21 protein-coding genes are annotated in these 21,153 nt (G+C 66.3%); 4 read left to right on the plus strand and 17 right to left on the minus strand.

Going from position 1 to position 21,153, the window contains the following annotated elements:
• Positions 1-126 precede the first annotated feature (126 nt).
• Positions 127-1,278 carry an FAD-dependent oxidoreductase gene (locus ACFC4D_RS11440; RefSeq protein ID WP_376062636.1) on the plus strand — a complete coding sequence of 384 codons (1,152 nt, stop codon included), beginning with the start codon at positions 127-129 and terminating at the stop codon, positions 1,276-1,278.
• A gap of 1 nt (position 1,279) precedes the next feature.
• Here the strand turns inward: ACFC4D_RS11440 and ACFC4D_RS11445 are convergent, their stop codons facing one another.
• From ACFC4D_RS11445 to ACFC4D_RS11485, 9 genes are all read right to left on the minus strand, one after another.
• Positions 1,280-2,167 (minus strand): alpha/beta fold hydrolase, encoded by an 888-nt coding sequence (locus ACFC4D_RS11445; protein ID WP_376062637.1) that lies wholly within the window; start codon positions 2,165-2,167, stop codon positions 1,280-1,282.
• A gap of 99 nt (positions 2,168-2,266) precedes the next feature.
• Positions 2,267-2,890: a TetR/AcrR family transcriptional regulator gene (locus tag ACFC4D_RS11450; protein WP_376062638.1), complete on the minus strand. Its 624-nt coding sequence runs from the start codon at positions 2,888-2,890 to the stop codon at positions 2,267-2,269.
• Between the two features lie 99 nt (positions 2,891-2,989).
• Positions 2,990-3,379 carry a hypothetical protein gene (locus ACFC4D_RS11455; RefSeq protein WP_364634815.1) on the minus strand — a complete coding sequence of 130 codons (390 nt, stop codon included), beginning with the start codon at positions 3,377-3,379 and terminating at the stop codon, positions 2,990-2,992.
• 162 nt (positions 3,380-3,541) lie between these two features.
• Positions 3,542-5,410, minus strand: coding sequence for a Na+/H+ antiporter (locus tag ACFC4D_RS11460; RefSeq protein WP_375952294.1), 1,869 nt, complete (start codon positions 5,408-5,410; stop codon positions 3,542-3,544).
• Between the two features lie 111 nt (positions 5,411-5,521).
• Positions 5,522-6,853, minus strand: coding sequence for a pyridoxal-phosphate dependent enzyme (locus ACFC4D_RS11465; RefSeq protein WP_376062639.1), 1,332 nt, complete (start codon positions 6,851-6,853; stop codon positions 5,522-5,524).
• Positions 6,853-8,334, minus strand: coding sequence for a decarboxylase (locus ACFC4D_RS11470; RefSeq protein ID WP_376062640.1), 1,482 nt, complete (start codon positions 8,332-8,334; stop codon positions 6,853-6,855). Before ACFC4D_RS11470 ends, ACFC4D_RS11465 begins: the two co-directional genes overlap by 1 nt.
• Positions 8,331-9,605, minus strand: coding sequence for a heavy-metal-associated domain-containing protein (locus tag ACFC4D_RS11475; protein ID WP_376062641.1), 1,275 nt, complete (start codon positions 9,603-9,605; stop codon positions 8,331-8,333). The genes ACFC4D_RS11470 and ACFC4D_RS11475 overlap by 4 nt, the downstream gene beginning before the upstream one ends.
• Positions 9,602-10,870, minus strand: a complete 1,269-nt coding sequence (locus ACFC4D_RS11480) for an aminotransferase class V-fold PLP-dependent enzyme (RefSeq protein ID WP_376062642.1) — start codon at positions 10,868-10,870, stop codon at positions 9,602-9,604. Before ACFC4D_RS11480 ends, ACFC4D_RS11475 begins: the two co-directional genes overlap by 4 nt.
• Before the next feature lie 127 nt (positions 10,871-10,997).
• Positions 10,998-11,519: a DUF2599 domain-containing protein gene (locus ACFC4D_RS11485; RefSeq protein ID WP_375952281.1), complete on the minus strand. Its 522-nt coding sequence runs from the start codon at positions 11,517-11,519 to the stop codon at positions 10,998-11,000.
• 269 nt (positions 11,520-11,788) lie between these two features.
• On the opposite strand from ACFC4D_RS11485, the gene ACFC4D_RS11490 reads away from it, so the two are divergent.
• Entirely contained in the window at positions 11,789-12,232 is a 444-nt protein-coding gene (locus ACFC4D_RS11490) for a hypothetical protein (RefSeq protein WP_376062643.1), read from the plus strand.
• 4 nt (positions 12,233-12,236) lie between these two features.
• On the opposite strand, the gene ACFC4D_RS11495 is transcribed toward ACFC4D_RS11490, so the two are convergent.
• Positions 12,237-13,043, minus strand: coding sequence for a sulfite exporter TauE/SafE family protein (locus ACFC4D_RS11495; protein ID WP_376062644.1), 807 nt, complete (start codon positions 13,041-13,043; stop codon positions 12,237-12,239).
• 89 nt (positions 13,044-13,132) lie between these two features.
• Here ACFC4D_RS11495 and ACFC4D_RS11500 point away from each other — a divergent pair, with 89 nt between their 5' ends.
• Entirely contained in the window at positions 13,133-13,897 is a 765-nt protein-coding gene (locus ACFC4D_RS11500; RefSeq protein ID WP_376062645.1) for a helix-turn-helix domain-containing protein, read from the plus strand.
• 44 nt (positions 13,898-13,941) lie between these two features.
• On the opposite strand, the gene ACFC4D_RS11505 is transcribed toward ACFC4D_RS11500, so the two are convergent.
• The 3 genes from ACFC4D_RS11505 to ACFC4D_RS11515 form a co-directional block, all read right to left on the minus strand.
• The gene (locus ACFC4D_RS11505) at positions 13,942-14,289 is read right to left on the minus strand and encodes a regulator (RefSeq protein WP_375952269.1); all 348 of its coding nucleotides are present in this window, start codon (positions 14,287-14,289) and stop codon (positions 13,942-13,944) included.
• Positions 14,286-14,567 carry a hypothetical protein gene (locus tag ACFC4D_RS11510; RefSeq protein WP_364634790.1) on the minus strand — a complete coding sequence of 94 codons (282 nt, stop codon included), beginning with the start codon at positions 14,565-14,567 and terminating at the stop codon, positions 14,286-14,288. The genes ACFC4D_RS11505 and ACFC4D_RS11510 overlap by 4 nt, the downstream gene beginning before the upstream one ends.
• 84 nt (positions 14,568-14,651) lie before the next feature.
• On the minus strand, positions 14,652-16,376 hold the full coding sequence (locus ACFC4D_RS11515) for a GMC oxidoreductase (protein ID WP_375952266.1): 1,725 nt from the start codon (positions 16,374-16,376) through the stop codon (positions 14,652-14,654).
• Between the two features lie 101 nt (positions 16,377-16,477).
• Between ACFC4D_RS11515 and ACFC4D_RS11520 the strand changes: the two genes are divergently transcribed.
• Complete coding sequence (locus ACFC4D_RS11520; protein WP_376062646.1) at positions 16,478-17,152, plus strand: MerR family transcriptional regulator; 675 nt, start codon at positions 16,478-16,480, stop codon at positions 17,150-17,152.
• Position 17,153: 1 nt separating this feature from the next.
• On the opposite strand, the gene ACFC4D_RS11525 is transcribed toward ACFC4D_RS11520, so the two are convergent.
• The 4 genes from ACFC4D_RS11525 to ACFC4D_RS11540 form a co-directional block, all read right to left on the minus strand.
• Complete coding sequence (locus ACFC4D_RS11525; protein WP_375952260.1) at positions 17,154-18,485, minus strand: family 1 glycosylhydrolase; 1,332 nt, start codon at positions 18,483-18,485, stop codon at positions 17,154-17,156.
• Between the two features lie 176 nt (positions 18,486-18,661).
• Positions 18,662-19,981 (minus strand): family 1 glycosylhydrolase, encoded by a 1,320-nt coding sequence (locus tag ACFC4D_RS11530; RefSeq protein WP_376062647.1) that lies wholly within the window; start codon positions 19,979-19,981, stop codon positions 18,662-18,664.
• Positions 19,982-19,989: 8 nt separating this feature from the next.
• On the minus strand, positions 19,990-20,619 hold the full coding sequence (locus tag ACFC4D_RS11535; protein WP_376062648.1) for a class I SAM-dependent methyltransferase: 630 nt from the start codon (positions 20,617-20,619) through the stop codon (positions 19,990-19,992).
• Positions 20,620-20,642: 23 nt separating this feature from the next.
• Positions 20,643-21,077: a hypothetical protein gene (locus tag ACFC4D_RS11540; protein WP_364634772.1), complete on the minus strand. Its 435-nt coding sequence runs from the start codon at positions 21,075-21,077 to the stop codon at positions 20,643-20,645.
• Positions 21,078-21,153 lie beyond the last annotated feature (76 nt).

A 21,153-nucleotide genomic window follows, 5' to 3' on the forward strand; every position in this document is an offset into this window, starting at 1 on the left:
TTCACCTGGCTGATTCAAGCAGAATTATGCATTAATCAAACAAACACTTGACAGATTCGCTCGCCGGATCGGACCCTGGAATCACCTCGCCGGGTGGTCCGAACCCGGCCGAACAAGGGCACGCACATGGCGAAATCACCGAAAATCCTCATCGTGGGCGCGGGCATCGGCGGGCTCGCCCTCGCCCAGGCGCTGCACCACGGCGGTCTGGAAGTGGCCGTCTACGAACAGGACCCGACACCTCGAATCCGCAATCAGGGCTTCCGCATCCACATCGACGCCGACGGCAACACCGCGCTGCGCACCTGCCTGCAACCGGCGGTGTTCGACCTGGTGCGCGCGAGCAGCGGAACCAATGACGATGTGCTCGGGATGTATACCGAGCAGCTCGATCCGACACTGCGACAACAGTTTCCGGGCATCACCGACGAGCTGATCACCAACGTCGACCGCAACACCTTCCGGCGCGCACTGCTCACCGGCCTCGGCGATCGCGTCCACTTCGGGCATACCCTCACCGGCTACGAGATCACCGACTCCGGCCGGGTACAGGTCCGGTTCGCCGAAGGCGCTGTCGCCGAGGGCGATCTGCTGATCGGAGCGGACGGCGTCGGCTCGGCCGTACGCCGCGAACTCCTACCGCACGCCACGATCCGCGACCTCGGCGTGCACTGCCTCTACGGCCGCATGACCCTCACCGACACCACCCGGGCCCTGCTGCCCGCCGAGCTCGAACACGGCTTCAACTGGGTATCGGACGGCACCGGCTGCGGCGCGGGCTTCGCACCCCTGCGCTTCCGCAACCTACCCTCGGATGCCGCCGACTACCTGATGATCACCCTGCTCGCGACCCCCGAACACCTCGGCGTACCGCACGCCGAACTCCAGCGCCTCGCCCCGCACGAACTCTGGAAACTCGCGAATACCGCCACCGCCCACTGGCATCCGGCCCTCGGCGCACTCTTCGCCCACGCCGATCCCGAATCCTTCTTCCCCATCGCCCTGCGCGCCGGTGAACCGGTGCCGCCCTGGGAATCGGGCCCGGTGACCCTGCTCGGCGACGCCATCCACACCATGCCCCCGACCGGCGGGGTGGGCGCGAACACCGCTCTGTGCGATGCGCAAACCCTTGCCACCGAATTGCTGGCGGCCGCCGCCGGTCACCACTCACTACGGGAAGCCGTCGCCGCCTACGAATCCGTCATGCTCCCCAGGGGTTTCGCGACGATCGACAGCTCCCTGGCTATGGCCGCACAGCTTTTCGGCGAAGCGGTATGAGCTAGCGCGCCGCGGATGCGCGATCGTGCCGGGCGATGAATTCCATGGTGCGAGTGGCTATCCGCTCCGGAATCTGGAACAGAATGCCGTGCGCGGTATTCGGATAGGTCACGAGTTCCCCGTTCGGCAGGTGTTCGCCGATACGCGCGGACGTCGCCTCGAGATTGGCGACCAGCGAATCCTCCCCGAAGATGGTCAATGACGGGACGGTGAGACTTCGCAGTTCGGCATCGGTGAGCACCCGCGCCCAGCCGATCTTCATGCGATATTCGATCGCCGGTCCGACCAGCGACTGCTCCAGCGGATCGAGGGTGACCCCGGGGGAGAGCCACTCCATCATCCTGCGCAGGTTCTCCTCGCTCTTGCCACCCACGCCGAATCGGATCATCTGAAACAGGATCTTCCACGCCGGTTTGGTGAATACGCCGCCGGGTTCGATCAGGGTGATGCTGGCAATCCGGCTCGAATCGTGCAGTGCGATCGCGGCGGCATGCCACGCGCCATGCGAATAGCCGACCAGGTGCACCCGCTCCAGATCCAGCGCTTCGAGGACGTCGTACAGCCAGGTGGCGAAGTCGGATTCCTTTGTCAGCGGCGCGGTTTGGACGCTGCGACCGGCGGTCCCGACCGTGTCCAGGGCGTACACGACTCGATCGCGGGCGAAGGTCTCGATCACCCCGTGCCACATCAGGCCGTTGCCGCCGAAGTTGTGCAGCAGCACGATCGGGGTGCCTTCGCCCGCACCGGAACGGCGAATATGTGTGGTGCCCAGGGAGGTTGCGATATCCATGGTGGTCGCGGGCAGCGGCCACAGTGCTTCCGCCTCGGTGTAGGCACGCAGGAAGTTCTCGCGCGCGGCGTCGTTCTTGAATCGTCCGATCTTGGCCATGGCCTCCCCTTATCACCGTTGATGGTAGAAACGTACCACATAAGTGATATGTCCGTACCATGATGATGACGTGCGGGAATGCCGTCGAAATCGGCGCGATCAGCGATACATGGAGCGGTACGCCGCGATCGTCTGCACCAGGTGATCCACGATCTGATCGCGTGAAGCGCGCAGTGTCCCGTTCAACCAGGCCGAGAACATGCCCGCGTTACCGCTGGCCATGGTGACCGCCGCCAGCCGCCGTCGCACCGGATCGTCGATATGGGCGAACAGGTGATCCTGAATCAACCGGGTGAAGGCGGGCATCACCGCGATGGTGGTCTGGCCCAGTCCGGTCGAGGAATACGGCTCGACCAGGAACAGTCGCGATTTGCGGGGATCCTCGAGCACCTTGTCGACCAGCACCTCGGACAGCGCGCGATCGCGGTCCGGACCATCGGCCACCGCGAAGGCGGTCATCGGCTCGAGGAACTCCTCAGCGATCTGCCGGTACAGCACATCGAGCAATTCGTCTCGGCTGGTGAAGCTTTCGTAGAAATACCGGTCGGTGAGATTGGCCGTGCGGCATACCGCGCGCATGGTGACCGCGCCCGCCCCGGACTCGCCGATCAGATCCAGGGCGGCGTCCAGCAGCGTGGCGCGCCGGGCCTCACGGCGTTCGGTGAGGGTGGTTCCGCCCCAGATACGAGGTTCGGCGTCGGAGGGTGGTTGGCCTGTCTGCACCGGGTCAAGGGTAGTGCCCGGCGCCGGGCACGTGTGCGCACCCGGCGCCGGAGTGCCCCGGTACGCAGCGCGGACGCCGCCGAGCATCCGCGCAACCGATCAGCTGACCAGGCAGGCGCTGCCCAGGTTGATACCGGTGCCGACCTGCACCGTGGCCCACTGGGAACCGTTGTAGCTCCAGGCCTGCACATAATGCGTGCCAGTGGAGGTGGGAGTCCAGCTCGAGGTCGCGGTGCCGCCACTGCCCAGGCTCACCTGCTGCGGGCTGAACGTCGAGGAGCTGCTGTCATACAGCCAGATGTACTCGTTCGGACTGCCGTTCACGGTGACGGTGTACGAGCAGTTGGTGCCGTAACCATTGCCCAGCGAGCCGGACGAGATCGAGACGCTGGTGACGTACGCCGACGCATCGGGTGCGGCCAGCACCAGTGCCAGCGCCGAGGCGGCGACCGCGCTCGCGGCCAGAACTGGTTTTCGAGATCGGATCATATCGATCATCTCCCCTGAGGAAGGGTGAAATACTACGTGCGCCGCGATCCGGCGCATATATGAAGTGTCGGCATTCAGGGGTCGCGACACGCGCGTATCGGACTACTCGTTCTGAATTGCGTTGCGGCCCAACGACCCGCGCGATCTCTTGCGAATCGGTCGCTATCCGAGCAGTTCGTCGATATAGCACCAGCGCCAGGATTCGCCCGGCTCCACGCTGCGCATCACCGGATGTCCGGTGTTGTTGAAATGCTTGGTGGCGTGATTGCCCTGCGAGGAATCACAGCAGGCCACATGCCCGCAGGTCAGGCACATGCGCAAATGCACCCACACCAGACCCTCGTCCAGGCATTCGGCGCAGGCGTCGGGGGTGTCGGGGACCTTGGTGTGCGGGGCCTCGCGCAGATGTTCGCAACCGCCGGAAGCCGGTGCGATCATGAGCAATTCGCGGCCGTCGTCATCGGCCTCGGCGACCCGCTCGATGGTCGATTCCTCCAGGTCCAGGGTGGCCATCACCGCCTGCAGGATCTCATGTTCGACCAGTCCCGCATCGCGCACGCGCAGCACGGTTTCGCGTTCGGCGGCCAGCATGGCAAGGCGCAGCCGCCGGTATTCGCCGCTCGGGGTGATGCGCTGGGATTCGGAGCGCCCCAGCAATTCCCACGCCGATTGGGATCGGGCCACGGCGAGCGAGCGCAGCTGATCGACGATATCGGGCGGGGTCTCCTCACCGATATTGGCTTCCAAGGCCTCGAGCCCGGCGGCGGTGGCCTGCTGCAGCAGGTTCGCCTCCTGCAGCAGATCCTCGGCATGGCTGGGTCCGCGCAGGCGCAGGGTGCGCACCAGCAGCGGTAGTGAGAGCCCTTGCAGCAGCAATGTTCCGGCCACCACCACGACCGCGAGCAGAATCAGCGTGGCGCGCTCCGGCGTGTCGGCAGGGAGCAGCAGCGCGGCGGCCAGCGTGACCACGCCGCGCATACCCGCCCAGGACAGCACCGCGGGCCCGGTCCAGGCCGGTTTGTCCTTGCCCTGGCGTCGACCCTCCACCGACCACGAGAAGTAGGTGGCCGGGAACATCCAGATCGGCCGCGCCACAATCACCGTCGCGAGGACCGCGACACAGGAGATCAACAGGGTCGAATGCGGCAGATCGCTGTTCCAGGCCGCCTCGACGATATGGCGCACCTGCAAACCGATGATCAGGAAGACCGAACTCTCCAGCAGGAACTGGATGGTGCTCCAATTGGTGTGCTCGGCGATGCGCGAGGCCGCGGACTGCCAGTGCGGCGCACCGTGACCCAGGATCAACCCGCAGGTGACCACCGCGATCACCCCGGAGGCGTGCAGCGATTCCGCGGGCAGATACGCGATCCACGGCGCGAGCAGCGACACACTGGTGTCCAGCACCGGATCGTTGATGCGGCGGCGCAGGAATGCCAGCACCAGCGCGGCGAGCACACCGAACAGCGCACCGCCGCCGGCCGCGCCCAGGAAATCCGCGCCCGCCTCCCACATGGTGATCGCGCCCGCCATGGCCGCGATCGCGGTGCGCAGGGTCACCAGCGCGGTCGCGTCATTGAACAGCGATTCACCCTCGAGCAGGGTCACCAGCCGTCGCGGCATACCCACCCGGCGCGCGACCGCGGTCGCCGCGACCGCATCGGGTGGAGCCACCACCGCGCCGATGGCGATCGCGGCCGAGAACGGCACCGGCAGCAGCCAATACACGACCCCGCCCACCGCGAACGCGGTGAACAGCACCAATCCGACCGAGAGCATGGTGATCGAGACCTTCTTGGGCCGGAAGTCCACCAGCGAGGTCCGGATCGCGGTCGTATAGAGCAGCGGCGGCAGCAGACCCAGCAACACGAGTTCGGGTTCGATATCGAACTCGGGCACGAACGGCAGATAGGAGGCCGCCACCCCGGCGATGGTCAGCACGAAGGGCTCACCCATACCCATGCGACGGGCCAGCGCCGCCAACGCGACCGCTACCGCCACCAGCACGACGAGCCCGAACGCCAACTCCACGAGGCTTATCGTGCCAGGGCGAGTGTCCGATTCGCGCATCGGCGGGGTGTGTCCGACCGTGCTGATCGATTGACCAGGCACTTGCGGGCGCGGCCGATCATCGGATGCCGGTCAGGTCCGGGCGCGCGGTGCGGACTCCATGGGTTTACCGCTATCGCGCCAGGCCGCGATTCCGCCCGCGAGGCTGAAGGCTTCGTAGCCCGCGCGACGGGCCAGGGCCGCGAACCGCAAGGACAATTCGCCGACGGGACAGACGAATACCACCGGACGCGAGCGCGGGAACGGCACACCCTGCACGAGCATGTCGTCGAGTTGGTCATCGCGAATATTGATCGCGCCCGGCACATGGGCGATGCGATAGGCCATCGCGCCGCGAGTGTCGACAATGGTGGGACGTGCGTCGCGGTCGAGGGTTTCCAATGCCTCGGGGGAAAGAGTCGGTGTGGCAGCCAGTTCGGCGACATCGGGTGCGGCGGGCCGACTGCTGCGGCCGAACAGTTCGGGTCGGCGTTTGCGAATGTAGGACAGATACGGCTCGATGCGATCGCAGACGATGAACACCGCCGTATACGGCTGATCGGTCGAAAGTGGCAGTGCGCGCAAATGTTCCAGTGCCGCCGCGTAGGTGGCTCCGCTGGTGGGACCGGCGAGAACGCCGTGCCGGGTGGCCAGTTCGACCGTTGCATCGACTGCCATTCCGGCTTCCACCGCGATGATGCGATCGTAGAAGTCGGGCTGGAACAGGCCCACATCCCACATCTCGGTTTCCGAGCGGATGCCGGGAATGAAATCGCTGCGCTCGGAGACCACCGCGATGGCCTTCAACTCCGGATTGTGTTTGCGCAGAAACGTTGCCGCGCCGCGGGTGGAGCCGGTGGTGCCCAAACCGCCGATGAGAAAGTCGACGCGGGTGATCCCGTCACGTGACAGGTCCTCGTGGATTTCCCGGCCGGTGCCCTCGTAGTGGGCCTCGATATTCTTCTCACTCGTGTACTGCGACGGGTGATGCCACGCCCCCGGCGTTTTCGCCATCGTCGATTCGATGACCGAGTACACGTCATTGGGCGCGGTCGGGTCCGGGCATTCGGACAACCCCGGGAGTTCCTCGATATCGGTGCCGAAAAGCTGGAGCAGATCGCGGACTTCGTTCACCCGAATGCGATTGGTGACCGCGCGCAACCCGATTCCGTGCATGGCGCCAAGAATGCGCAGCGCCTTGGCGGTATTGCCGCTCGAGGCTTCGATGAGAGTCTGCCCGCCCGCGATGATCGCATCGAGTTCATCGCGGATCATGCCCCAGGCGACGCGGTCCTTCACCGAGCCGAAGGGGTTGTAGAACTCCAGTTTCGCGTACAGCTCGACATTGCCGAGTCCGTGTACGGCTGGATCCAGCCGCAGCAGTGGAGTATTGCCGATGAGTTCGGTGATGTGGTCGTAGCGCATTACCGCACCCCGTGCCATTCCGGACTCGACGGCTGCGGCACCGCAAGGTTTTCGGGCTCGTATTCCGTATCGTGGCAGATCTCGAAACCGCCCGGACCGGCGGATTTCCCCGGCCGATGCACCACGGCGAGTTTGGGTGGCAGGGTATGCATCGACGCACGCGCTGCCGATAAATCCATATGGTAGGCAGCGGTATTGGGGAAGGCGACGATATCGCCGGATTGCGGGCGCTGGGCGAACCACACCTTGTGATTGGTGATCAGATCGCGTTCCAGGCATAACCGTCCGGCCAGGAACACTCCCGTCGCACCGGAATTCGCGTGCGGGTTCTCCGGCAGCAGCAGCGGATCCACCATCACCTCCTGATCGGCGGGCGTGACGGTATCGCGGCTGATATCGAGATTGACCAGGACGCTGCCGTCGGCCGTCTCCTTGACGAACTCGACACGGGCGAGGGTGATTCCCGCATGATCGACCAGCGCCTTACCCGGTTCGAGCCAGACCTCGAGCAGATTCTCCGCGGCGAGCTGCGCGAAGCTGCGCCCGCCGTGTGCGTCGAGTCCGGCATCGAGCAGATCGGCGAGCATGCGATCGGCGGGCACGGTATTGGCGTACTTGTGGAACACCGGTGTGCCGTGCACCGCGCCGCCGTCGAGATGGAAGCCGAAGGTATTGCCGCCCCACGCCATCGGCTCGCCGCGTCCGAGCAGTGATTCGCGCAGGGCCAGCACATAGGCGTCGAAGGCGTCGGCGTCATCGGTGAACACCTGCCGGAAACCGCCGCCGATATCGATCACCGTCGGGGCCAGGCCGTGCGCGTAAGCGCGTTCGGTCAGTTCCAGGCACGCCTCCACCGCGCGCAGGCGTTCACCCGGTTCGCCGGAGTCGATATGGAAGGCGAAGCCGCGGAACGCGATCCGGTCGCGCCGGGCGGTGAGCACCTCGAACACTTCGTCGACCTGGCGCAGTGGGATACCGAATCGGCTCACCGGGGTGCCTGCGAAACCCGAGAGCCGCACCAGCACCGGCACTCTCGCACCGGCGTCCGCGAGTTCGGCGATCCGCGTCAACTCCCAGATATTGTCGGCATTGACGGTCACCCCGGTGCCGATGAGATCGCGCAGGAAACCCTCACCCTTGGGTCCGGTCACCTCGACACGTGACGGATCGAAGCCCGCCCCGAGCGCCCCGGCCAGTTCGGCGCGCGAGGCCACATCGATCGCGATCCCGGCCCGCTCGGCGGTGCGGGCGAACGCCCGCGAGTGATTCACCTTGTGCGCGTAGCAGATCCGATAGGGCATCCCGCGGTCGAGCACCGCCCGCAAACGCCCCAAATTCTCGGCGAACACCTGCGGGAACACCAGATGCGCGGGAGAGGAGTACGTGTCCAGGGCGGCCTGGGCCGCGCCGGGGGCAGCCAGGAAGGCGCGCACCAGCGGATCGATCTTCGCCGGCAAGCGCGGCGGAGTCCGAGCGGTCATACCGCGGTTTCGGTGGCGGATACGGGTTCCGCGGTCGCGGGGCGAGCGGTGGAGGGGTTGTAGCCGCTGTCACGCAGCGCGTCGAACGCGCGCTGACGATTGCGCGGACTGCGGAATTCCGCGCGCACCCGCTTGGAGATCAGGTCGATATCGTGCACCCCGATATCCATCGACTCCAGCACCCCGGTAATGGTGCGCACACAGTGCTTGCAGGTCATATCGGGGACGTAGAAGATCTGCTCCTCGGCGGCGAGTTCGGCGCTGTCCGACGCGGTTTCGACGGGTTCCTCGGCCACGGTGAGCCGATCGGCCAGTGCGGTGAACACCTCGGTGAACCGGTCCACCACCAGCGGCAGCAGACTGTAGTGCGCGCCGTCGAGCTGATGCGGCATGGCGGCCAGACAGGCGGGGCGGGTGCCGGGCGGCAGCAGCGCGTACTGGCGCGAGATCAGATCCAGTTCATCGTGGTACTTGGCGATGGCCTCGCCGACGCTCAATCCCTCGGTGTGGGTGGCGCGCCGCATGACCCGGTGCGCGTCCTCGATGGTCATATCCTTCATCGCGCGCAGGGTCGCCACCGATTCGGCCGAATAGCGCACCGTGCCATCGGGCTGGGTGGTCAGGGTGACCGCGATCATGCCGCGCCGATAGCTCGAGGCTTGCAGCTCCCAGAACCAGCGGGTCGCGACCGCACTGTAGATGCCGGAATCGCGCATGCCGAGCGCGAATTCGACCGGGGTGCGGTACGGGGTCCAGCGTGCCAGCAGGGCGTGCTGTGCCAGCGCGCGCCCGCACGCCTCGATACCGACCCGGAAGATATCGAGGGGTTCATGATCGGTGGTGGTGCCCTCGAGCACATCGCGCTCGCGCTCGGTGAGGTCGGAAATGCGGTGCGCCAGCGCGGTATCGGCATTGAGCGCGTGCCACAGCGTCAGCACCGTCTCGCGCATGGCGATCGGCACGATCGGCCCCAGTCCGCCGGAGTGGAAGTGCCCGGTATTGGGGATCCCGTCGCTGTCGGTCCAGGCGATGCGGTGGGTGGCGCTGGTGACCTGATCGGCCCGGCACGGGCGCATGAAGCGCTCCAGATACAACCGCTGCGACAGCGTCAGATGCGATCCCGGCTCCGGACGCAGTGGCGCGCAGGTGTATTCGATGCGCCCGCCCGCCGGGGTGGTGACCCCCGCCAACAGGCCCGGCCGGGCCAGCACGGCCAGTACACGCGAGGCCGCGCGCCGGTCGTAGCGTGGTTCGTGACCATTGGTCGTCATGAGGAGACCTCCTCGGCAATCGTGGCGACACTGTGGGTGAAGCGGTCGATCTCGTCGAGGGTGTTGTAGATGTGGGTGCTGACCCGCACCGAATCCTCTTCTCCCGGTGCGTTGTTCGCGGGCACGCAGTGTGCGCCCGAGCGCACCAGGAAACCGAGTTCACCCAGGACGAAGCCGAGATCGTTGACACTGATCCCGGCGAGCGTGAAAGACACTATGCCGTAACCGGTTTCGCACGGGGCATAGGCGGGGCCGGGCGCGAACTCCAGGCCCGGGACGGGGCGCAGGCCCGCGATGAGCCGCTGGGTGAGCGCCCGGTTATGGGTGTGGATGGTGTCCAGGCCGATATTGTCCAGCACGTCCAGGGCCGCGCCGAGCGCCAGGATGCCCGGAATATTCGGGGTGCCGCCCTCCATGCGCTGCGGCATCGGGCCCGCGCGCAGACCCGAATCATCCAGGGTGACACCGGAATTGCCGCCCGGCAGGAACGGGGACAGCTCGCCATGGCGACGACGGCGGCAGTACAGTACCCCGGTGCCGGGCGCACCGAACATCTTGTGTCCGGCGAAGACCGCGAAATCGGCGTCGAGATCGCCGACCCGCACCGGCAGATGCCCGCCGGACTGGCTGCAGTCGAAACACAGTGCGATGGACGGATCGATGCGCCCGCGCAATTCCTCGAGCGTGCTGAGCGCCCCGAACACGTGATGCAGGTGCCCGACGGTGATCATCCGGGTGCGTGGGCCGACCTTCGCGGCAATGTCCTCGATATCGGCTTCGCCGAGCGCGTTCATCCGATACGGCACCAAAGTGATCGTGCGACCGAATCCGGCCAGGAGTTGGCGCAACTGCACCCACGGATACACGTTCGAGGCGTGATCGCGTGGGCTGTACAGGATTTCATCGCCGTCGCGCAGGTTGGTCAGCCCCCACGACAGCGCGATCGCGTTCAATCCCGCGGTGGATCCGCCGGTGAACACCACCTCGTCGGTGTGCGCGCCGATGAATCCCGCCATGCGCTCGCGCACACCTTCGATCTCGCGCGTCAGACTGGTCGACCACGCGTACGCACCGCGCCCGGCATTGGCGGTGCGCGCGCTGTGATACTCGCTGATCGCCGCGATCACCGATTCCGGTTTCTGCGTGGTGGACGCCGAATCCAGATACACCTCACCGCTTTCGCGCAGCGCGGGGAACATGCGGCGCGACAGCGCCGGTTCCCGGGCGGGGGGCCCGGCGGTGGACGAATGCGCACAGGACCGCACCGTGCCGCTCCCTCCGAGGAGTTGGCGCTGGACGCCACCAACGATACGCAATTTTTCAGATCGGCTCGAAGGTTCTCGCGGGCAAGCGGTTTCGCGGAAAATACTCGTTACCGCCGCGAAGGAGGCGTCAGCGTTCGGGTCCGCCCGGATTGCACATGGCGTTCACCGTGGCCTGATAGCCGACGGCGGGCCGCCACGGCTCCAGATTCCAGCTCGGCTTATCGGGTGCGACCAGGCGCGCCCACTCCCAGTGGCAGATGAATTGATCACGCATACCGGGTGTGTCGGCATCGGGGGAGTCGGTGAGCACTTCCTGCCAGGCGCGCTCGCCCGCGGTCGGGAAGGTGTCCTTGCGTCCGGCGTCGGTGGGGTACACCAGTAGTCGGCGGCCGTCGACCGCATCGGTCCATTCGGTGCGGTCGATGAGATTCCGGTCGGCGTACGCGTCGACGGCGGGCAGTTGGGACACCGTGGGATCGGCGATGGGGCGTCCGGTGGCGGCGGCCGGCGGCGGTGCGGCCGCCGGGATGGGCACGGTGGTGCTGAGCGATCCGACGATCACGGGGGAGGATTCCTCGGCCGCTCCGCAACCACTCAGCGAGACCGCCAGCGCGAGCAGGCCACCGGTGAGCTTCCAGCGCTGCCGCATCGGCCACGCCCCTTTCCCTTACTCGCGATCGTATCGGACCACGTCAGCGCCCATTATCGAACGCTCACGCCCACCGCGTCGGCACTCCGGGGACATCGTCTCGGATTTGCCAGCGCTGGTGTATTGGCCCAGACGGACCCTACGATGTCACGGCCGGGCGGTTCTCGAAAGTGGGGGCCGCCCTGCACATGGGAACCGGATGTGGCTGAGGCTGGGACGACTGTAGGGGCACGATGAACACACCGACGGTGAAATGTCTTGTGTGGGAGGTGGACAACTCCCTGTGGGACGGCGTGGTCTGCGATTCCACCGATGGCGCGCTGCGCGCCGAAGCGGTGCGCGCGCTGCGCATCCTGCGTGAACGCGGCGTCATGCACGCCGTCGCGAGCCGCGGCGAACTCTCCTGGACGGTCGCGCAACTACGCAAACACGGCCTGCACGACCGCTTCGCCGCCGTGGAGGTCGGCTGGGGCAAGAAATCCGCCGCCATCACCCGCATCGCCCAAACCCTCGGCGTGAACCTCGACCAGGTCGGCTACATCGACGCCGAACCCCTCGAACGCACCGAAGTGGGCTACGCCCTCCCACAGGTCCGCTGCTACGCGGCCCGCCACATAGACGTCCTGCCCGCCCTCCAGGAATTCCGCGCCCCCGCGGGCGACGTCCCACCCCCAACCTCCCCGATGGGCATAGCCCACATCCACGCCCGCTGACCGATCACCCGATGATGGTCGCGCCCATCGCGATCAGCACGACGGTCAGCAGCAGGGGGTACCCGATCGCATGCGCGTGATCGGGAATCTTGACGAGCGACCGCTTGGTCGCCGCGATGGTCGGCAGTGACCCCGCCAGCAGTGCGACCGCCGCCACGACATCGACGTGCCCGACCAGCCCGGTGCGCGAAGTCGCGGGCGCGGCAAGGGAATACATGACGGTGGCCACGACGGCCACGGGCACGCTGAGCGGATTCGCCAGCGCGGTCGCCTCGGCCATCGCCAGCCCGCGCCGCCGCAACAGCGGCACCGTCAAAACGCTGCCACCCACCCCGAGAAATGCCGCGACCGCCCCGATGCCGATACCACCGAATATCGACATCGCATTGCCGACGGGCATGGGCGGAATATCGGCAGGCACCGCCCGAGTGAGAAATCCGCGGCGCAGACAGATATCCGCGATAGCGACCACCAGATACGCCACGAACAGCAGCCGCAGCACCTGATCGGACACGAGATTCGCGGCCAGTACCCCGATGACCGCGCCGATCGCGATGAATCCCGCCAGCGGACAGAGGTATTCGCGGCGCAGCAGTCCCGAACGGGCGTGCGCGAGGGTCGCGATCACGGCGTTCACGATCATGACGGCCGTCGAAGTCGCGACCGCCACGTGCATGGCCTCGGCGGTGCCGGTGGTGGCCGAGACCGCGTAAACGACCGGAACGGTGACGAATCCACCGCCGAATCCGAACAGCACGGTGGTGGCCCCGATGACACACCCGGCCAGCAGCAAGATCAAGATCGTCGACACCTTGGCACCGTATGGCCAGAGCACGGTGACGTGCATTCGAGGAATCGCCACCATCTTTAGAGAATCCGACACCGGCTAGGGTGGCGGGCGTGCGGAATGTGCCGGTGGCCGAGGTCGATTCGATCGAGCGCGCCATTCTGGCCATCGGCACCGACTACCCGGCGCGGCATCTGCTGCCCGCGCATCGGCATCGACGCGCGCAGGTGCTGTACGCCGCGACCGGCATCATGCGGGTCGATACCGCGCACGGCACCTGGACCGTGCCGACCCGGCGCGCGGTGCTGATTCCGCCCGGCGTCGATCACGAGGTGCTGATGGAGGGTGTCAGCACTCGCAGCCTGTATCTGGAACCCGCCGCGGTGCCGTGGTTTCCGGCGCGCTGTCAGGTGGTCGAGGTGTCGGCGATGCTGCGCGAATTGATCTTCGCGGCGGTGGATATGGTGCCCGAGTACAACATTCGCGGCCGGGACGGCACGCTGAGCGATCTCATTCTCTACGAGTTGCGGACGCTGACGCCGGTGCCGTTCGAGATTCCACTGCCGGTATCGGCCGAGTTGCGGGCATTGTGTGCGGGGTTCCAGCATGCCCCGACGATCAGGTCCACGCCCGATGACTGGGCGGGGCAGATGCGGGTCAGCACACGGACATTCAATCGGCGGTTCCGGGCCGAGACCGGGCTGACCTTTCAGCAGTGGCGGCAGCGGGCGTGTGTCGCGCATGCCATGCACGCGCTGATGGGCGGGGCCACGGTGACTTCGGTCGCCATGGACCTCGGCTACGACACTCCGGCCGCGTTCTCGGTCATGTTCCAGCGCGAGACGGGAACCGCGCCGAGCGCGTTTCGCACCGCGTGAGATCGCGATCGGTGCGCGGGCGATCCGGGCACCGCACTGCGCTGTCAGGCGATGCGGCGCAGGCCGGCGAGGAGGCGTTTGACCTCGGCGGCGGAGACGTTGTAGTCGTCGCTGTCCTCGGCTATGCCTTCGTCGACCCAGGCGCGGATGAGGGCGGTGAGGTCGGTGCCGCGTTTGCGGGCGATTTCCTCGGCGCGGCGGCGCTGGCGGACGGTGAGGCGGACCGTGGTGACCACGAGGGTGTCCTCGGCGCTGTCGGGGACTTTGGCGGGCGGGGGGAGTACGTCGTCGGCGTCCACGCTCGCGCCGTAGATCAATTCGCCGGCGGCCGCGGCCGCGGCGAGATCCTCTGCTTCGGCCAGGTCGCGGAACTCATTGTTGCGCTTGCTCATTGGTTCGCCTCCCATTCCTCGAAAGCGGTCACCTGGTGGGGTGTCATCGGTGCGGCGAAGACGATCTGATGATCGAAACCGCCGAGTGGGCGCAACACCACCAGGATGGGCTTCCCGGTGGCGGTACGAGTCCACACGGACAGGCCGGGGGCACCGGTTTTGGTGAAGACCGATTGCACCCAGCGGTGTTCCGCGTCGGCTAGTGCCCGGAGCACCTCATCGGTGGTGAGACCGCCGCTGAGGTTCATCGCTGCCGAGAGCAGCCACTCGTAACCCACACTTCGAGAATACAGGGAGCATCTCCGCAGATAGAAGCCCCGATACCGAGATGGGATCGGGGCTTCGCGGAAAGCGGGCGGAAATCAGGCCGATTCGGAGGAACCGGTGCGGATCTCCACGATCGGCAGCACCAGCGCGGCCGGAGCCGAGGCCGGGACCACGGGCTGCTTCGGGGTCACCGGTGCGATGCGCTGATAGCCGGTGCCGGGCTCGGGACGGGTATCGACCTCACCCTTGTTCGGCCACATGGCCGCCGCTCGCTCGGCCTGCGCGGTGATGGTCAGCGACGGGTTCACACCCAGGTTCGCCGAGACCGCCGCACCGTCGACCACGCTCAAAGTCGGGTAGCCGTAGACGCGATGGTACGGGTCGATGACACCGCTGCTCGCATCCGCGCCGATTACCGCACCGCCGAGGAAATGGGCGGTCAGCGGGATATTGAAGACCTCACCCCAGGAGCCGCCCGCGACGCCGCCGATCTTGTCGGCCACCGCGCGGGTGACCTCGTTGCCTGCCGGAATCCAGGTCGGATTCGGTTCGCCGTGGCCCTGTTTGGAGCTCAGCGTGCGCCCGAACAGTCCGCGCTTGGTGAACGTGGTGATCGAATTGTCGAGGTTCTGCATCACCAGCGAGATGACGGTGCGCTCACTCCAGTCCTTGACGGACATGAACTGCAACAGCGTCAACGGATGCAGAATCACCGTCCACAGGAACCGCAGCCAGCGCGGCATCCGCCCGCCGCCGTCGACCATGAGGGTTTGCAGCAGGCCCATCGCATTGGAACCCTTGCCATAGCGAACCGGTTCGATATGGGTGTCCGGCGTGGGGTGGATCGAGGAGGTGATGGCGACACCGCGGGTGAAATCGCGATCCGGATTCACCTTGCGAGTGGCCGCGCCGACGATCGATTCGGAATTGGTGCGGGTCAGCACACCCAGGCGCTCGGACAGATTCGGCAGAGTTCCCTTGTCGCGCATGGCGAACAGCAACTTCTGTGTGCCGCGTGTTCCGGCGGCCAGCACCACGTGCGCGGCGGTGTAGGTCTTGGGCTGTTTACGGAACCAGCTGCCGGTGCGCACGGTGTCCACATCCCAGGTGCCGTCGGGCAGCGGGCGCAGCGCCGAGACGGTGGTCATCGGAACCACCTGTGCCCCCGCCTTTTCCGCGAGATATAGGTAGTTCTTGACCAGGGTGTTCTTGGCGTTGTGGCGGCAGCCGGTCATGCACTCGCCGCATTCGATGCAACCGGTGCGCTCGGGCCCCGCGCCGCCGAAATACGGGTCGGCGACCTTCTTGCCCGGTTCGCCGAAGAACACACCGACGGGAGTTTGCACGAAGGTGTCGCCCACGCCCATATCCTCGGCGACCTGTTTGAACACCTCATCGGCCGGAGTCATGTGCGGGTTCTGCACCACCCCGAGCATCTTCTTGGCCTGCTCGTAGTACGGCAGCAGTTCCGCGCGCCAGTCGGTGATATCGCGCCACTGCGCGTCCTCGAAGAACGGCGTCGGTGGCACGTACAGGGTGTTCGCGTAGTTCAGTGACCCACCGCCGACGCCCGCGCCCGCGAGAATCAGCACATCGCGCAGCGGATGAATGCGCTGGATGCCGTAGCAGCCGAGCTTGGGCGCCCACAGGAATTTGCGCAGATCCCAGCTGGTATCGGGCAGCTCGTCATCGGCATAACGCTGACCGGCTTCCAGTACCCCGACGCGGTAACCCTTTTCGGTAAGGCGCAGCGCGGTGACGCTGCCGCCGAATCCGGATCCGACGATGAGTACATCGAAATCGGTCTCGCGTCGGTTCATCGCAAACTCCCTTGTCGTCGTCGACAGTGTGGCGGCGGTTACGCTAACGCGGACAGTTTCCACTGTCAACGTAGGCGGGTTGCGGACTCTATGCTGATCGCGTGGATCGATACAGCCGCTCCCAGCTCGCCGAACTCAGCGGGGTGCCCGCACGCACCATCCGCTACTACCACTCGCTCGGTGTGCTGCCCAAGCCCGGCCGGGCGGGTAAGGAAGCGGTCTACGGGGACGATCATCTGGAACGGTTGCAGGCGATCGCGGCCATGCAGGCGCGCGGCCTGCGCCTGGACGCCATTCGCGAGGTGCTCGATGCCGAGGTCTCTGCGGACGGGGATTGGCGTGAACTGTTCGACCCGCGCAATCCCGATACCGAACCCGGATCGGTCATCGATGACGACCAACTCAGCGAAGTACTCGGCGATCGCCGCCCGGAAATTCTCGAGGAACTGGTGAGCGCGGGCTATGTGCAACCGCACGGTCAGCGCTGGCGAATTCCCGAGCCCGCCATGCTCACCGGCGCCCTGGTCCTCTATGACGTGGGCACCGATATTTCGCTGTCGGGCACCCTGCGCACGCTGATCCGCACCCGTATCGCCGATCTGGCCGATGAGATGGTGCGTGCCTTCCGTGACGCTGTCGGCACCAGTTACGGCGGAGAAGGCGTGCGCCCGGACCTGATTCGCTTCCAGGAGCGCTACCGGGCCGCCGCGCGCGAGGTGGGCGGGGCGACCCTGGCGGCCGAGATCGAGCGCGCGGTGCGCGAACTCGAGGACTGACCTACGGAACCGTGACCGGATCATCGCAACTGGCCGGGGGATCGACCAGCCCGCACTCCGAGGGCAGTCGCACCGGAACGTAGGTGGAGGGCACCCCGTTGGCGGCGACGATGCGGCGATAGGAGTCCACCGCGTCGGTCGGCGTGCGCTTCAGATTCGGATCGGATTTCGCATCCACCGTGAAGAGCCCGAATCGCGGTGTGTACGAACTCCATTCGTAATTGTCGGTCAGGCTCCAGTAGTTGTAGCCGACCACGTTCATGCCGTCGGCCTTGGCGCGCTGCAACCAGTACACAGTGTCGCGCAGGTGATCGGAGCGGGTGTAGCCGTCCGCGCGCGGTTTACCGTCCTCGGTGGGCATACCGTTCTCCACCACCCACAGCGGCTTACCCGGGAACTTCTCCGAATAATGTTGCAGCGCATAGTAGATGCCCTCGGGCCGCACCGGCAGCTCCCACATGCCCTTGGGCGCCGCGGCCGAACCGTCGGGCTGGGACACCGAGTTCGAGGGCGGCTCGTACCCGAAGTAGTAGTCGACGCCGATGAAATCGAGTTTGGCGCCGATGCGCTCCATGAGCGGGCCGTTGACCTTGTTCTCCGCGCCCGCGACATAGCCGACATTGCTGGTCACCAGCGCCCCGCGCTGCACCTGATGGATGTAGTCGTAGATCTCGTTATGCGCCTGGGCGACCTCGTCGAGCATGTGATCGGCGACGGTGTCGTTCTGCCGCACCTCGTGCATGATGTACGCCACGGGCTCATTGACGGTGACCCACACCGGATTTCGCGACGCGTACCGGTCCACGACCTTGCGCATATTGGTGAGCCAGTCCTGCACCATGCCCGGGTTGTTCCAGCCGCCACGATCGAGCGCCCAGCCCGGATACACCCAGTGATCCAGGGTCAGCATGGGTTGCATGCCGTTCTCGAGAATGGTGTCGATGACCGAGTCGTAGAAGGCGAAGCCGTTCTCGTCCCAGGTGTCCGGGGTGGGTTGCAGGCGCGCCCATTCGATGCCGATGCGGAAGACCTTCACGCCCAGTCCGGCCGCGAGGGCGATGTCATTGGGGTAGCGGGAGCGGAAGTCGATGGAGTTGCGGTACCGGTCCCAATCGGGGTTGTTCTGGATGTACCGTTCCCAATTGCTGTCCGGCGCATGACCTTCGGACTGGAAGCCCGATGCGGCCACGCCCCACATGAAGTTCTCCCCGAGCGATCCGTGCGCGGTGGCCGTCGGTGCGGGCGGTGTCGCGGATCCCACCGCGGCGACCGGCAGCAGTGTCGAGGCCGTGGCGATCCCGGCCAGGACGAGACGGTGCAGCCGTGTGCGCATCGAAGCTCCTCCTCCGGGACCCGTGGTCGGAATGTCCCGATTCGGAGCCTAACCGGCGGATAGCTGAAAATTCGCTCACGACTTGCGTGTCGCATGATGCGGATGTGACGTGTGTTACGACAGCGCACACCGGGCGCGCGACCTGAATGCGGCCCCGGAGCCGTGCCGGGCGGGAATCAGCGCGGCAGTGTCACCGGATCCGCGCAGCTGTCGAGCGCGTCGACCAGTGAGCAGGCCGCGGGCGCACGCGTCGGCAGATAGGTGGGCGCGACCCCGCCGTCGCGGGTGATCAGCCGGTAGGCATCCACGGCATCGGTGGGACGGCGGGTCAGGGTGGGATCGGTCAGCACGTCCACCGTGTAGATCCCGAAACGGGGTGTGTAGGAACCCCATTCGTAATTGTCGGTCAGACTCCAGTAGTTGTAGCCCATGATGTTCATACCGTCGGCCTTGGCGCGCTGCAGCCAATACATGGTGTCGCGCAGATCGTCCGCGCGCGTGTAGCCATCCGATCGCGGCAGCCCGTTCTCGGTGGGCATACCGTTCTCGATGATGTAGAGCGGTTTGCCCGGGAACAGCCGCGCGAAATGCCGCAGTGTGTAGTAGATGCCGTCGGCCTGCAAGGGCAGGCTCCACAGCGCCGATTGCGCGTACGCGGTGAACTGCGCCGCCACCTCGGGAGACATGCCGTAGTAGTAGTCGATGCCCACGAAATCGAGCTTGGCCCCGATCTTGTCGAGCATCTCCCCGTTCACCGCCGGATCGACGGCGGGAATGTAGGCGACATTGCTGGTCACCATCGCACCCGGCTGTACCTGATGGATATGGTCGTAGATGCTGTTGTGCGCCAGGGCGAGTCGATCCTGCATGACGGGGATGTCGGTGACCGGCAATCCGCCATTGCGGACCTCGTTCATCATGTAGGCGGCGGGCTCGTTGATGGTGACCCACAGCGGATCGGCGCTCGCGTACCGATCCACCACCTTGCGCATATTGGTGAGCCAGTCATCGACCATGCCCGGGTTGGCCCAGCCGCCGCGATCGGCCTCCCAGCCGGGATACACCCAGTGGTCCAGCGTGAGCATCGGCCGCATTCCGGCCGCGCGGATGGCCGCGATCACGCTGTCGTAGAACGCGAATCCGGCCTCGTCCCACACCCCGGGCTGCGGCTGCACCCGCGCCCATTCGACGCTGATCCGGTAGACGTTCACCCCGAGGCTCTTGGCCAGCGCGATATCGGAGGCGTAGCGCGTGTAGAAATCGACGCTGTCCCCGTATCGGTCATAGTCGGCATGGGAGTTGGCGTAGCGCAGCCAATTACTGTCCGGCGCATGCCCTTCGGATTGGAATCCGGCCGAGGCCACACCCCAGTAGAACCCGTCGCCCATACCCGGCACACCCGCCGGGCTCGCCTGCGCCGGTGCGCCGGTCGCCACCAGTGCGGTCGCGACGGCGGCCAGGGTGGCGAGTGCGTGACGGCGCGTGTACTGGCGCATGGATCTCCTCAGGCGAGAGCAATCGAACTGAGCGGGCGTCCAGCATTATTGCGGACCCGTGCCCGAATCACACGGGGTTCGCCCGAATGCCCCGGCTCGATCGGGCGATCGAGATAGCGGCAGGCTAATGCCGTCGCACCGAGATCCTCCAGCACCTCGAACCCCGTGTCGCACAGCAGTTGGGCGACGGGCGGACGGCCTCCGGGCAGGTAGTCGAGAACAACCTCCGACCCGGTCGCAAAGGTGCCGAGGGAAGCTGCGCTGCGAGCGAGTGAACCGAAATCGCAGGGCGCGAAGTCCCCGGATCGGGACCGAGCTCCCAACCCGACTATGAAAACCGGTGCTCGGAGATCGAAATCCGTTGCCGGGAGCGTGAATTCGAGGTCAGGCGGGGTGAGAGCGCCCGGCGGGTTGAAAACTGTTGTCCGCGTGAAGAGATCGGATCTCACCTCGAAGACGCGGAGTCCTGGATAGGGGTTGTGGCGGGCGAAGGTGTCCAGGGCGGGCCCGAGCAGGATCAGCTGGCCGATGCCCGCGCTCACGGCGTCCGCGAGGCGATCCTCGGCGAATCGGCAGCGGGCCGCGGCCAGGAGTCGGCGGTGGGTCGCCGTGCGCGGGACCGGGTCGGCGGTATCCATCACGGGGATTCGGCGCGGGGCGATCAGGGGCCGGGGTGCTGATGTGTCGGCGGGGTGGGCGGCCAGCCCGGAATGTGCGGCATCGGCGGCACTTTCGGCATTTCTGGCATGGGCGGCATATCGGGCATCTTCGGGAAGTGGGGCGCGGGCGGCGCGGGAGGTATGGGCATACCTCCGGTGCCGAAGCGCTGGAAGGCGGCCTGGCGCGAGGTGCCGAAGACCTCGCCGACCTCGGCCCAGGTGCGGCCTTCATCGCGGGCCTGCTGCACCAGTGAGCGCAGGACATCGTCCACGACACTGTCGAGGGAGCGGGCCGCGCGCAGGGCGGCCATGACCGAGGGGGTGGGCGCACCTTCGGCGGGGTGCAGGACCTCGGCCAGGAAGGCGGCATTGGTGGACAGGAGTTTCGCGAGGACCGCGCGTTCGTCGGCGGGGTCTCGGTGCTGCGGATCGTTCATATGTAAATGCTGCCTTTACATGAATAGCCTTGTCAAGGAAAGCTTTACATCACGAAACGGCCCGAAGTTTGCCGTG

Origin of the sequence: Nocardia sp. NPDC056000, from assembly GCF_042269265.1 — a bacterium.
Classification (GTDB): Bacteria; Actinomycetota; Actinomycetes; order Mycobacteriales; family Mycobacteriaceae; genus Nocardia.

Excerpts from the sequence above, each read along its gene's own strand:
- ACFC4D_RS11535 (WP_376062648.1), bottom strand. The coding sequence starts at position 20,619 with ATGGATACCGCCGACCCGGTCCCGCGCACGGCGACCCACCGCCGACTC.
- ACFC4D_RS11455 (WP_364634815.1), bottom strand. The coding sequence starts at position 3,379 with ATGATCCGATCTCGAAAACCAGTTCTGGCCGCGAGCGCGGTCGCCGCC.
- ACFC4D_RS11445 (WP_376062637.1), bottom strand. The coding sequence starts at position 2,167 with ATGGCCAAGATCGGACGATTCAAGAACGACGCCGCGCGCGAGAACTTC.
- ACFC4D_RS11470 (WP_376062640.1), bottom strand. The coding sequence starts at position 8,334 with ATGACCGCTCGGACTCCGCCGCGCTTGCCGGCGAAGATCGATCCGCTG.
- ACFC4D_RS11465 (WP_376062639.1), bottom strand. The coding sequence starts at position 6,853 with ATGCGCTACGACCACATCACCGAACTCATCGGCAATACTCCACTGCTG.
- ACFC4D_RS11440 (WP_376062636.1), top strand. The coding sequence starts at position 127 with ATGGCGAAATCACCGAAAATCCTCATCGTGGGCGCGGGCATCGGCGGG.
- ACFC4D_RS11540 (WP_364634772.1), bottom strand. The coding sequence starts at position 21,077 with ATGAACGATCCGCAGCACCGAGACCCCGCCGACGAACGCGCGGTCCTC.
- ACFC4D_RS11530 (WP_376062647.1), bottom strand. The coding sequence starts at position 19,981 with ATGCGCCAGTACACGCGCCGTCACGCACTCGCCACCCTGGCCGCCGTC.
- ACFC4D_RS11515 (WP_375952266.1), bottom strand. The coding sequence starts at position 16,376 with ATGAACCGACGCGAGACCGATTTCGATGTACTCATCGTCGGATCCGGA.
- ACFC4D_RS11525 (WP_375952260.1), bottom strand. The coding sequence starts at position 18,485 with ATGCGCACACGGCTGCACCGTCTCGTCCTGGCCGGGATCGCCACGGCC.
- ACFC4D_RS11505 (WP_375952269.1), bottom strand. The coding sequence starts at position 14,289 with ATGAGCAAGCGCAACAATGAGTTCCGCGACCTGGCCGAAGCAGAGGAT.
- ACFC4D_RS11485 (WP_375952281.1), bottom strand. The coding sequence starts at position 11,519 with ATGCGGCAGCGCTGGAAGCTCACCGGTGGCCTGCTCGCGCTGGCGGTC.
- ACFC4D_RS11475 (WP_376062641.1), bottom strand. The coding sequence starts at position 9,605 with ATGACGACCAATGGTCACGAACCACGCTACGACCGGCGCGCGGCCTCG.